The organism is Solwaraspora sp. WMMA2101 (assembly GCF_049179175.1).
In the GTDB taxonomy this organism is placed as follows: Bacteria; Actinomycetota; Actinomycetes; order Mycobacteriales; family Micromonosporaceae; genus Micromonospora_E.
The window spans coordinates 445,012-457,624 of record NZ_JBMHMA010000006.1 but is presented as its reverse complement, the minus strand read 5'-3'; the positions used below and the strand labels follow the sequence as shown (position 1 = coordinate 457,624).

The 12,613-nt window shown below is 71.8% G+C and carries 9 protein-coding genes; 8 read left to right on the top strand and 1 reads right to left on the bottom strand.

Features of this window, described 5'->3' with window-relative positions; all coding sequences use genetic code 11:
• Nucleotides 1-5: 5 nt before the first annotated feature.
• Complete coding sequence (locus tag ACN28F_RS02580) at nt 6-1,028, bottom strand: LacI family DNA-binding transcriptional regulator (RefSeq protein ID WP_289206532.1); 1,023 nt, start codon at nt 1,026-1,028, stop codon at nt 6-8.
• 145 nt (nt 1,029-1,173) lie between these two features.
• On the opposite strand from ACN28F_RS02580, the gene ACN28F_RS02575 reads away from it, so the two are divergent.
• From ACN28F_RS02575 to ACN28F_RS02540, 8 genes are all read left to right on the top strand, one after another.
• Nucleotides 1,174-3,201 (top strand): beta-galactosidase, encoded by a 2,028-nt coding sequence (locus ACN28F_RS02575; protein ID WP_421356942.1) that lies wholly within the window; start codon nt 1,174-1,176, stop codon nt 3,199-3,201.
• Nucleotides 3,198-4,112, top strand: coding sequence for a carbohydrate ABC transporter permease (locus tag ACN28F_RS02570; protein ID WP_289206530.1), 915 nt, complete (start codon nt 3,198-3,200; stop codon nt 4,110-4,112). Before ACN28F_RS02575 ends, ACN28F_RS02570 begins: the two co-directional genes overlap by 4 nt.
• Before the next feature lie 89 nt (nt 4,113-4,201).
• Nucleotides 4,202-4,999 (top strand): carbohydrate ABC transporter permease, encoded by a 798-nt coding sequence (locus ACN28F_RS02565; protein ID WP_289210995.1) that lies wholly within the window; start codon nt 4,202-4,204, stop codon nt 4,997-4,999.
• A 56-nt stretch (nt 5,000-5,055) separates the two neighbouring features.
• Nucleotides 5,056-6,390 (top strand): ABC transporter substrate-binding protein, encoded by a 1,335-nt coding sequence (locus ACN28F_RS02560; protein WP_289206529.1) that lies wholly within the window; start codon nt 5,056-5,058, stop codon nt 6,388-6,390.
• A 4-nt stretch (nt 6,391-6,394) separates the two neighbouring features.
• Nucleotides 6,395-8,518: an alpha-galactosidase gene (locus tag ACN28F_RS02555; protein WP_421356941.1), complete on the top strand. Its 2,124-nt coding sequence runs from the start codon at nt 6,395-6,397 to the stop codon at nt 8,516-8,518.
• A gap of 138 nt (nt 8,519-8,656) precedes the next feature.
• The gene (locus tag ACN28F_RS02550; RefSeq protein ID WP_421356940.1) at nt 8,657-10,936 is read left to right on the top strand and encodes an FAD-dependent monooxygenase; all 2,280 of its coding nucleotides are present in this window, start codon (nt 8,657-8,659) and stop codon (nt 10,934-10,936) included.
• Nucleotides 10,933-11,295, top strand: a complete 363-nt coding sequence (locus tag ACN28F_RS02545) for a putative quinol monooxygenase (RefSeq protein WP_421356939.1) — start codon at nt 10,933-10,935, stop codon at nt 11,293-11,295. The genes ACN28F_RS02550 and ACN28F_RS02545 overlap by 4 nt, the downstream gene beginning before the upstream one ends.
• Nucleotides 11,292-12,533, top strand: a complete 1,242-nt coding sequence (locus ACN28F_RS02540) for a cytochrome P450 family protein (RefSeq protein WP_421356938.1) — start codon at nt 11,292-11,294, stop codon at nt 12,531-12,533. Before ACN28F_RS02545 ends, ACN28F_RS02540 begins: the two co-directional genes overlap by 4 nt.
• The last annotated feature ends 80 nt before the right edge of the window (nt 12,534-12,613 follow it).

The window sequence follows — 12,613 nt, the reverse complement described above, 5'->3', positions numbered from 1 at the left end:
TTCGGTCAGGCGGATCCGCGCCAGACGACGGGGGTGGGCAGCAGCACCCCGCCGGGTGCGACGGGTGCCCCGTTGAGCTGGCACAGCACCAGGTCGGCGGCGCGGGCGCCGATCTCCTTCGCCGGCTGGTGCACGGTGGACAGCGGCGGGTTGGTGCGTCGGGCCCAGGCGCTGTCGTCGAAGCCGACGACGCCGACGTCGGCCGGTACGGTCCGGCCGGCCTCGCGCAGGGTCTGGATCGCTCCGGCCGCGACCACGTCCGAGGCGGCGAAGACACCGTCGAGGTCGGGTGCCCGCTCCAACAGGGTCTGCATGCCGCTGACGCCGCACGAGTAGTCGTAGAGCGGGACCTCGACGACCAGCCGGGGGTCGAACCGGTCGCCGAGGCCCTGGCGGAAACCGGTGAGCCGGTCGGCGCCGGAGTCGCGGTTCAGGGCGGCGGCGATCATGCCGATGCGCCGCCGGCCGGTGGCGGCCAGCCGCGCGGTGATCTCGCGTGCCGAACCGACGTTGTCGACCCCGACGTACGGGATCTCCTGGGCCAGGTCGGGCGGATGCCCGACGAAGGTGGCCGGCAGTTTCAGGTCGGTGACGACCCGGGTGATCGGGTCGTGCACCCGGGCCGAGACGATCACCGCGCCGTCGACGAAACCGCCGCTGAGGTAGCGGGCGACCCGTTCGGTGTCGCGGTCGGAGTCGACCACCAGGTTGACCATCTGGTACTCGGCGGTGGAGAGCACCGCGTTGGCCCCCAGCATGATCGCCCCGATGTTCGGGTCCTCCAGGAACAGCGAGTGCGGTTCCAGCACGATGAAGCCGACCGCCTGGGAGCGCTGGGTGACCAGGTTACGGGCGGCGGTGTTCGGCACGTAGCCGACCTCGGCGATGGCGGCGAGGATCGCGGCGCGGGCGGTGGGGGAGACGTAGCCGCCGTTGAGGACCCGGCTGACGGTGCCCCGGGACACGCCGGCGGCGGCGGCGACGTCGTGCACGGTGGCCCGCTTCGTCGTCGGTCTCGGCCGGTTCACGCCGATCACTGTAGCGGCCGGCCCTTGACCTGCGGCGGAACCCGGCTCTAACGTGTGCACGTTCACACATTCGTTCGCCGGTTGTTCACGCGACGAAATGTGTGCACGTGCACACACATCCGCGACGCACAGCGAGGACATCCCGATGACACCGCCCCGTGACCGGTCGGCCGCACCACTGCTGCCGTCGATCCGCGGCATCGCACTGGGCTGCGACTACAACCCGGAGCAGTGGCCGTCGACGGTGTGGCGCGAGGACGTCGCGCTGATGCGGCAGGCCGGCGTCGACCTGGTGGCGATCAACATCTTCGGCTGGTCGAGCATCGAACCCCGGCCGGGCGAGTACGACTTCGCCGCCCTCGACGAGGTGATCGGCCTGCTGCACGACGCCGGCATCCGGCTCAACCTCGGCACCGGCACCGCCTCCCCGCCGCCCTGGCTGACCACCCGCCACCCCGAGGTGCTGCCGCAGGCCGCCGACGGCACCACCCGGTTCCCCGGCGGGCGGCAGGCGTGGTGCCCGAGCTCACCGGTGTTCCGCGAGCACGCCCTGGCGCTGGTCGAGCAGGTCGCCCGCCGCTACGGCGGGCACCCCGCCCTGGCGCTGTGGCACGTCTCCAACGAGCTCGGCTGCCACAACGCGCTGTGCTACGACGAGACCAGCGCGGTCGCGTTCCGGCGCTGGCTGCGGCAGCGCTACGGCAGCGTCGAGGCGCTCAACGACGCCTGGGGCACGGCCTTCTGGAGTCAGCGCTACGGCGACTGGGACGAGGTGGACCCACCCCGGGCGAACCTGTCGGTGGCCAACCCGGCGCAGCTACTGGACTTCCACCGGTTCAGCTCCGCGCAGCTGCTGGAGCACTATCGGGCCGAGGCGGCGGTGCTGCGCCGGCACAGCGCCGCGCCGATCACCACGAATCTGATGGTAACCGCCCATATCAGGAACCTAGACTACTGGTCCTGGGCTCCTGACCTGGACATCGTCGCCAACGACCACTATCTGGACCACCGGCTCGGCGACCCGGTCGCGGAACTGTCCTTCGCCGCCGACCTCACCCGGGGGCTGGCCGGGGGAGCGCCGTGGATGTTGATGGAGCAGGCGACCGGCGCGGTCAACTGGCAGCCCTGGAACCTCGCCAAGGAGCCGGGCCAGATGATCCGCAACTCGCTCACCCACGTCGCCCGGGGTGCCGACTCGATCTGCTTCTTCCAGTGGCGGGCCTCCGCCGCCGGTGCCGAGAAGTACCACTCGGCGATGCTGCCGCACGCCGGCACCGACACCACCACCTGGCGGGAGGTGCTGCGGCTGTCGGAGGTGCTCGACCGCGTCGGTGAGGTCGTCGGCACCCGGGTCCGCTCCGACGTGGCCATGCTGTTCAGCTGGGAGTCCTGGTGGTCGGCCGACGGTCCGGCCCGCCCGTCGACCGAGATCCGCTATCTCGACCAGGTGCACGCCGCCTACACCGGCCTGCGGGAGCTCGGCGTCACCTGCGACGTCGTCGCCCCCGACGCCGATCTCACCGGCTACCGGCTGGTCGTCGTGCCGTGTCTGCACCTGGTGACCGACGAGCAGGCCGCAGGGCTGGCCGACTACGTCGACGCGGGCGGCCACCTGCTGGTGACCTTCTACAGCGGCATCGTCGACGAGCACGACCGGATCCGCCTCGGCGGCTACCCCGGTGCCTTCCGCGACCTGCTCGGCGTGGTCGGCGAGGAGTTCGTCCCGCTGCCGCCCGGTGCCGAGGTCGCCCTGGACAACGGGGCACACGCCCGATGGTGGACCGAGCGGTTGCGCACCACCACCGCCGCGACCCTCGCCCGCTACGCAGACGGCCCGCTGCCCGGCACCCCGGCGGTCACCCGCAACGCCCACGGTGCCGGCACCGCCTGGTACGTGGCGACCGCGTTGGCCCCCGACGGGCTGCGCGGCGTGCTGCGTACCGCCGTCGACGGGGCCGGGGTTATCCCGCCCGGTCCGGAGAACGACGGCTCGGTCGAGGTGATCCGCCGCGTCGGTGCCGACCGCAGCTACCTGTTCGTCGTCAACCACGGCCGTCGGGAGATCCGCCACGCCGCCACCGGCTACGAGCTCGTCACCGGGACCCCGGTCGACGGGCGGCTGCGGGTCGGCCCCGGCGAGGTCCGGGTGGTCAGAGAGGAGTCGGCCCGGTGATCAGATCCCGTACGGCGCGGTCGACGGCAACCGGCCGCCGCCGGGCACCCGTACCGCACAAGAGCGCCATCGCGATCTTCGTGGTGCCGTTCGGGGCGCTCTTCGCGCTCTTCTACGCCGTCCCCATCGGCTACGCCGTGGTCCAGTCGCTGTACGTCGTGGAGCGCACCGGCACCTTCGGCCCGGCCCGGGAAGTCTTCGGTGGGCTCGCCCAGTACCAGCGGGTCTTCACCGACGGCCCGTTCTGGTCCTCGATCGGCCGGGTGCTGCTGTTCGGCGTGGTCCAGGTACCGGTGATGCTCGGCGTCGCCCTGCTGCTGGCTCTGCTGCTGGACTCCGGTCTGGTCCGTGGGCGGCGGTTCTTCCGGCTCGCCTTCTTCGTGCCGTACGCGGTGCCCGGCGTCGTCGCGGCGATCATGTGGGGTTTCCTGTACTCGCCCAACCTGTCGCCGTTCGCCGCCGTCACCGGCCGGGTCGACCTGCTCGGCGCCGACCTGGTGCTGTGGTCCATCGCCAACGTCGTCACCTGGGTCTACGTCGGCTACAACATGCTGATCATCTATTCGTCGCTGCTGGCGATCCCGCCGGAGATCTACGAGGCGGCCCGGCTCGACGGCGCCGGTCCGGCCCGGATCGCCTGGTCGATCAAGATCCCGATGGTGATGCCGGCGATCGTGCTGACCACCGTCTTCTCCATCATCGGCACCCTCCAACTGCTGGCCGAACCGCAGGTGTTCCGCACCTTCAGCTCGGCGGTGTCCAGCAGCTACACCCCGAACCTGACCGTCTACTCCACCTCGTCGATCCCCAACTTCAACCTGGCCGCGGCCTTCTCGGTGGTGCTCGCCTTGGCGACCTTCGCGCTGTCGTTCACGTTCCTGAAGTTCACCCAGCGTCGGAGCGCGCGATGAGCGCCCCGGCCCGGACCCCCGCCGGCCGCACGTCCACCGGTACGTCGACCCGCGAGTCGCTGCTGTCGCGGTCCGCCGCGACCCTGGTCATGCTGGTCTGCACCGCGTACTTCCTGGTGCCGATCTGGTGGCTGGTGGTCGCCTCGGCGAAACCCGACGGGCGGGTCACCCAGGGCGCGCCCCTGTGGTTCGACGACTTCTCGCTGGTCGACAACGTCACCGAGGTCCTCACCTACCGCGACGGGGTGTTCCCGCGGTGGATCCTCAACAGCCTCGCCTACACCGGCGGCGCCGCCCTGATCGGCACCCTGCTCGCCGCGATGTGCGGGTACGCCCTGGCCAAGTACCGGTTCCCCGGCCGGGAGACGCTGTTCAACGTGGTGCTCGGCGGGGTGCTGGTGCCGGCGACCGCGCTCGCCCTGCCGCTGTTTCTGATCTTCAGCCGGTTCGAGGCGACCAACACCTTCTGGTCGGTCTTCCTGCCCAGCCTGGTCAACCCGTTCGGGGTCTACCTGGCCCGGATCTACGCCGCCGCCAGCGTGCCGGACGAACTGTTGGAAGCGGCCCGCCTCGACGGTGCCGGTGAGGTACGGACCTTCTTCACCGTCGCCACCCGGCTGATGCTGCCCGCGCTGGTCACCATCTTCCTGTTCCACTTCGTCGCGGTCTGGAACAACTTCCTGCTGCCGCTGATCATGCTCGGCGACGAGCGGCTGTTCCCGGTCACCCTCGGCCTCTACACCTGGAACACCCAGGTCAACCAGCTGCCCGAACTGCGTGGCCTGGTGCTCGTCGGCGCGCTGCTGTCGATCGTGCCGCTGGTCGCCGCGTTCCTGCTGCTCCAACGCTTCTGGCGGACCGGCCTCGGGGCCGGCTCGGTCAAGTGAACCCTGCCTATTTCGCCGTACCTCGTCCACCCACCGATAACGAGAGAAGGATTTCGATGAGACTCCCCGCCTCGACGGTCGGCGTACTGCTCGCCGGCACGCTCGCGCTGACCGCCTGCTCCTCCGGCGACTCCGGCGATGCCGGTACCGGTACCGACGCCGCCACCGACTGCAGCCCGGCCGAAGGCCCGGTCACCCTCGACTTCACCTCCTGGATCCCCGGCATCGAGCAGGTGGTCGAGGTCTGGAACGAGCAGAACCCCGACATCCAGGTCAACGTGCAGACCGGGCCGAACGGCAACGGTGGCACCTACCAGAACTTCTTCAACCAGCTGCGGGCCGGCAACGCGCCGGACCTGGGCCAGATCGAGTACGACGCACTGCCCAGCTTCCGGGTCCAGGACGGCCTGGTCGACCTCGGTGCCTGCGACATCGTGCTCGACGCCCAGGACCAGTTCGTCGACTGGACCTGGGGGCAGGTCAGCTTCGGCGAGGAGGGTTCGGCGTACGCCGTACCGCAGGACGCCGGACCGATGGCCCTGTTCTACCGGGCGGACCTGTTCGAGGCCAACGGCATCGAGGTGCCGACCACCTGGGCCGAGTACGCGGCCGCCGCCGAGACGGTCCGCGCCGCCGGCGGCTACATCACCAACTTCTCCTCCAGCGACATCAACCAGTTCGCCGGGCTGGCCTGGCAGGCCGGCGGCCGGTGGTTCGCCAACGACGGCGACCAGTGGACGGTGGACCTGACCGACCCGCAGACCACCCAGGTCGCCGAGTACTGGCAGGACCTGATCGACCGGGACCTCGTCTCGACCGTGCCGCCGTGGACCACCGAGTGGGACAACGCCTACAACAGCGGCTCCGCCTGGACCTGGGTGTCGGCCGTGTGGGGTGCCAACTCGATCAGCTCCGGCGCGCCGGACACCGCCGGCAAGTGGGCGGTCGCGCCGATGCCGCAGTGGAACGCCGGTGACCAGAGCGCCGGCAACTGGGGCGGCTCCTCCACCGCCGTTTTCCGGGGCAGCGAGCACGTCTACGAGGCAGCTCAGTTCGCCCTCTGGCTGAACACCTCCGAGGAAGCGCTGACCCTGCTCAACGCCGAGGCGAACCTCTACCCGGCGACCACCGCCGGTGCCCAGCTGCCGGCGTTGCGCGAGGGCGTGGAGTTCTACGGCGGCCAGCCGATCTACGAGGTCTTCGCCGAGGCGTCGGCGCAGGTCGCCGCGGACTTCGTCTGGGGCCCGACGATGACCCAGACCTACGCCGACGCCTCCGACGGCTTCAAGGCGGCGGTCTCCGGGCAGGGCACCCTGCTGGACGCGCTGACCGCCGCGCAGACCTCTACCGTGGATACCCTGAAGTCCCAGTCCATCCCGGTAGCGGAGTGACCATTTGATCGCGCACCTGCGGGCCGCGGGCGCCAGCCTCGTGCTGGACGCCCGTGGCCCGTACCCACCGGTCGTCCTGCACTGGGGCGGCGACCTCGGCGACCTCACCGAGGCCGAGCTGACCGATCTGGCGGAGGCGGCGACCCCGCCGGTGCCACCCAGCGCGGTCGACCAGCCGCTGCGGCTCACCCTGCTGCCCACCCCGGGTCAGGGCTGGACCGGCCGGCCCGGCATCGCCGGACACTGGGCCGGGCGGCCCGGCGACGGCAGACCCGGGGCCGGTCGACCCGTCGACGACCTGCGGTTGCACACCGTCGGCCGGACCGGTCCCCGTGACCTGGTGATCGAGTGCGGCCCCGCCGCCGGCGGGCTGCGGGTCACCACCGATGTCTCGCTCAGCGAGCAGGGCGTCCTGCGGGTCCGCCACCAGGTGCGCAACACCGCCGAGGTCGACCTGCACCTGACGGCGGCGGACGTCGTGCTGCCGGTGCCGGAGCAGGCCGATGAGGTGCTCGACTTCACCGGGCTGTGGGCCCACGAGCGGCGCCCGCAGCGTGGCCGGATGCGCGACGGCACGTGGACCCGGCAGACCCGCCACGGCCGACCCGGCCACGACGACCCGTACCTGATGGTCGCCGGCACCGCCGGGTTCGGGTTCCGGCACGGCCAGGTCTGGGCGGTGCACCTGGCGTGGAGCGGCGACAAGCAGCTGTACGCCGAACGCCAGGCCACCGGGCACAGCCTGCTCGGCGCCGGTGAACTGCTCGCCCCCGGCGAGATGATCCTGCCGCCCGACAGCATCTACACCACGCCGTGGACGGTCGCCGTCTGCTCCGACGCCGGACTCGACGGACTCTCCGAGCGGCTGCACGGCTGGATCCGGGCCCGCCGGCCACTGCGCGGACCCCGACCGGTGGTGCTCAACACCTGGGAAGCGGTCTACTTCGACCACGATCTCGACCGGCTGACCCGGCTCGTCGACGCCGCCGCGCAGGTCGGCGTCGAACGCTTCGTCCTCGACGACGGCTGGTTCACCGGCCGGGTCGACGACCGGCGGGCGCTCGGCGACTGGTCCGTCGACCCGCAGCGCTGGCCGGCCGGCCTGGGGCCGCTGGTCGACCGGGTCCGCTCCCGGGGCATGGACTTCGGGCTCTGGGTGGAACCGGAGATGGTCAGCCCCGACTCCGACCTCGCCCGCGCCCACCCCGACTGGCTGCTCGGGCCGACGCACGCCCCGACCTGGCGGTACCAGCGGGTGCTCGACCTGGACAACCCGGACGCCTACCGGTATCTGCGGGAGCGGCTCGGCGCGCTGCTCGACACGTACCCGATCGCCTACCTCAAGTGGGATCACAACCGCGACCTGCTCGCGGCGGGCGGCGCGCACCGGCAGACCACGGCGCTGTACCGGCTCCTGGCCGACCTGCGGGTGACCCACCCGGACCTGGAGATCGAAAGCTGTGCCTCCGGTGGCGGCCGCATCGACCTGGGCATCGGCGAACTGGTCGACCGGTTCTGGACCTCCGACACCAACGATCCGCTCGACCGGCAGCGGATCCTGCGCTGGACCAGCGTACTGATGCCGCTGGAGTACCTCGGCGGGCATCTGGGTGCCGGCACCGCGCACGTCACCGGCCGGGCCACCGACCTGGGTTTCCGGCTGGCCACCGCGCTGTTCGGGCACGCCGGGATCGAATGGGACCTGACCGCCGCGACCGACGCCGAACGTGCCGACGTCGCCGGGTGGATCGCCGCGTACCGGCGGCTGCGGCCGCTGCTGCACACCGGGACGCTGGTGCGTACCGACAGCCCCGACCCGGCCCGGCAGCTGTACGGGGTCGTCGACGCCGACCGCAGCGCCGGCGTGTTCGCTCTGGTGGCACTCGACGCGGCGCGGTCGGCGCTGCCGGTGCCGCTGCGGCTGGCCGGCCTCGACCCGCAGCGCCGCTACCGGGTGAGTCCACTGCGGATCGGCCCGGCGCCGGCGACGTTGCAGGTGCGCCCGCCGGCCTGGCTGCAGCGGGGCGAGGCGGTCCTGCCCGGCCGGGTGCTGGCCGAGATCGGGCTGCCCGCGCCGCTGCTGCACCCGCAACAGGCGGCGCTGTTCACCGCCGGGGCGGTCGGCTGAGCGCACGCCTGCAGATCATCGTCCCGACGGGTAGCCGGCGCGTCACCGGCCACCCACTGGGCCCCGTACGGCGTTGACGGCCGGGTGACGCGGTGTCGGACAAGGTCAGGTCCACCGCACGCCGTTCAGGGGGACCACATGATCAGGACGATGCTCCGGGTCCGCGCCCGCAGCGGATTCGAGACGGTTGTGGAGTCAGCGTGGCAGGCCGTCGCCGACGGCATCGGCGCCGCGCCCGGCAACCGACTGCGCCAACTGCTCGTCGACGCCACCGATCCGCGTACCTTCGTCGCGGTCACCGAATGGGCCGACGACGACGCGTTGCGCGACCACCTCGACGGGCCTCTCGCCCGGCAGTGGGCCGACGCCGTGGCGGCCGCCTGCGAACCACCGGACGCCGGCAGCTACCGGGTGATGCGTGGCCGGTCCGGCGCCGACACCCGGATCTACGTCGACGTGGCGATCACCGTCCCGGCCGACCGGGTCGACGAGTTCCACCGTGGGCACGCCGAGGTCGTCAGCAGACTGTCCGGGGTGGACGGCTACCTGCGTGAGGAGCTGCTGCGCGAACCCGGCACCCCCGTGCACCACATTTTCGCCGAGTGGCGCAGCCAGGAACAGTTCCGCCGGTGGATCTCCGACCCCGACCACGAACGGGCCGAAGCCGGCCCGATCGCCGAGTTCCTCGTCGGGATCCGCCCCCGGATCTTCCACCCCGCCGACCCGCCGACCGACCCGCCAACGGCGTCGACCGATCCACCGGCGGCACCGGCCGACAGCACCGACGTGCTGATCGTCGGAGCCGGCCCGACCGGGCTCACCGCCGCGATCGAACTCGCCCGCCGAGGCATCGACTGCCGGGTGATCGACACGCTCACCAGCCCGCCCGCCCAGGCGGACAAGGCGATCGGCGTGCACTGCCGCACCATGGAGATCTGGGAGGACCAGGGCGTCGTCGGGGAGGCGATGAACGCCGGCAGCTGGCTGACCGGCCAGGCGGTCTTCGTCAACGGCCACCAGGTGTACCGGGGCAGCTGGGAGCTGCCGGACCTGCCGTACGCGCACCTGGGCCTGCCCCAGTACGAGACCGAACGGATCCTCACCGACCGGCTCGCCGCTCTCGGCGTACGGCCCCGGCGCGGCACCGCGCTCACCGGCTTCACCAGCGACGACGACGGCGTCACCGCCACCGTCGCGCACGCCGACGGCACGACCGGGACCATCCGGGCCCAGTACCTCGTCGGCGCCGACGGCGCGCACAGCACCGTCCGCCAGCTGCTCGGGCTGACCTTCACCGGCGGGCTGGGCCGGTTCCCGCAACTGTTCATGCTCGGTGACGTCGACCTCGACTGGGACATGCCGGCCGGGCACCTGCTGCGGTTCATCCACGAGACCGACGGCCAGCTGGACAACATGCTGGTCTGCGTACCGCTGCGGGGTGAGTCCCGGTACCGGATCGCGACGATGGCGCCGCCGCGCTACTTCGCCGCCACCCGGGGCGAGAACGCCCCGCCCGGGTTCAGCGCCGAACTCGACGAACCCACCCTCGCCGATGTCCAGACGGTCCTGGATCAGCTCGCTCCGGCCGGCACGACGGCGTCGAACCTGCGCTGGTCGTCGATCTTCCGGATCAGTCACGGCATCGTCGACCGCTACCGCGTCGGGCGGGTCTTCGTCGCCGGCGACGCCGCCCACCTGCACCCACCCGCCGGCGGCCAGGGCATGAACACCGGTATCCAGGACGCCTGGAACCTGGCCTGGAAACTGGCGTTGGCGGTGCGTGGCCTGGCCGCGCCCGGACTGCTCGACAGCTACCAGATCGAACGCCGACCGCAGGGCGAACAGGTCGTCGGCCGCGCGGTGCGGCTGGCGTTCACCGACGAACTGGAGCGCGAGGACCTCACCGGCCAGTTCCTGCAGGAGATGTCGATGCTGGTCAGCTACGCGGACAGTCCACTGGTCGGTGAGGCGGTGGCCGACCCGGACGCGCTGCGCGCCGGCCCGGCGGCCGGCGACCGCGCCCCCGACGTGTACGGGCTGCACCGCCCCGGGGTCGGGCATCCGCTGCGGCTGCGGGACCTGACCCGGGGCACCCGGCACACCCTGCTGCTCTACGCCGACAGCACCGACGAGACCACCCTCGCCCTGGTCGACAAGATCGGCACCGACGTGCGGGACCAGGCGTACGGCGAGGTCGAGGTGTACCTGATCGTCGGCCCGGACGCGGCGACGCCGTCGCTGCCGCATCCGCCGGTGGTCCGCGACACCGACGGGGCGGTGCGCACCCGGTACGGCATCACCGGTGCCGCCGCGTACCTGATCCGACCGGACGGCCACGTCGGCTTCCGCAGCCAACCGATCGACGCCGAGGCGCTGCGTCACCACCTGCACCTGGTGTTCGGCGGCGGTCCACGGTGACCACGTCACCGCCGTCCGGCGCCGTCCGCGCGATCCTGGCGATGCGCACCCGACCCGGCTGTGAGCAGCGGTTCGAGGACGAATGGCGGGCGATCGCCGACCAGATCCGGACGCTCGCCGGCTGCCTGCGTCAGGACCTGCTCCGCGACGCCGACGACCCGCGCAGCTACCTGATCGTCACCGACTGGGCCGACCGGGGCCGGTTGGACGCCTTCGGTCGCAGCGCCCAGCGGGACCGGCTGCTGCGGGTGATCCGGGACCTGCGGGAGTCCGCGCAGCGACACACCTACCAGGTCCTGCACAGCGTGCCGAGTCAGGTGCTGCACAGCGTGCCGAGCGAGCCGGAGGAGACGCGATGACCGCCGATGCGCAACGACCGGTACCCGCCGGGGAGTTCTTCACCGACGAGTACGCCGCCGACCCGTACCCCACCTACGCCCGGATGCGCGAACAGAACCCGGTCCAGTTGGTCTCCTCACCCCGGTTCGACTCCTACCTGATCACCCGCTACGACGACGCCCGTGCCGCGCTGACCGACCACCGGCTGTCCAAGGATCTGTACGGCCCGGAAGGCCACTACCTGCGGTTCTTCGGGCCGAACTCGGACGGGTTGAACAAGAACATGCTCAACTCCGACCCGCCGGAGCACAGCCGGCTGCGGCGACTGGTGTCCCAGGCGTTCGCGCCCCGGTGCATCGAGGCGCTGCGGCCCCGGGTGACCCAGGTCGTCGACGACCTCATCGACAAGTTCGCGCCCCGGGGCGAGGCGGACCTGATGCACGACTTCGCCGTACCGCTGCCGATGGTGGTGATCTGCGAACTGCTCGGCGTGCCCAGGGCCGACCACGAACAGGTGCTCGGCTGGACCCAGGTGATCCGTACCTCCGGATCGGCCAGCCGGCCGCCGGAGCAGGAACGGGCCGCCGTGCAGCAGGTGCAGTTGCTGCTGCACGACTACCTGACCGGGCTGGTCCGGGCCAAGCGGGTGGCACCGGCCGACGACATGGTCAGCGCCCTCATCGACGCCTGCGACCAGGACGGGAAGCTCTCCGAGCGGGAGCTGGTCTCCACCGCGTTCCTGCTGCTGTTCGCCGGCCACCAGACCACCGCCGACTTCATCGGCAACGCCATGCTGGCGCTGCTGACCCACCCCGACCAGCTCGACCTGCTGCGGCAGCGGCCGGAGCTGCTGCCCGGCGCGGTCGAGGAACTGCTGCGCTTCGACGGCCCGCTGCCGATCGCCAGCCCCCGGGTGGCCACCGAGGACATCGAGTACGACGGCGTACGCATCCCGCGCGGTGCGGCGGTCGGCGTCGTACTCAACTCGGCCAACCACGACCCGGACCACTTCACCGACCCGCAGCGGCTCGACGTGACCAGCGAACGCGGTCCGCATCTGGGCTTCGGCCACGGCGTGCACTACTGCCTCGGGGTCTCACTGGCCCGCATCGAGGCAAGGATCGGCATCGGCACCCTGCTGCACCGGCTGCCGGACCTGTGCCTGGCCGTACCGGTCGACCGGGTGCCCCGGCTGCCGGCGGCGTCACCGTTCCGTGGCCTGCTGGAGCTGCCGGTGCGGTTCACCGCCGCAGGCTGAGCCGCCATCTGACCGTCGGGCCCACCGGCCCGGCTGAGCCACCACCTGACCACCGGGCGTACCGACCCGGGCTGATCCCA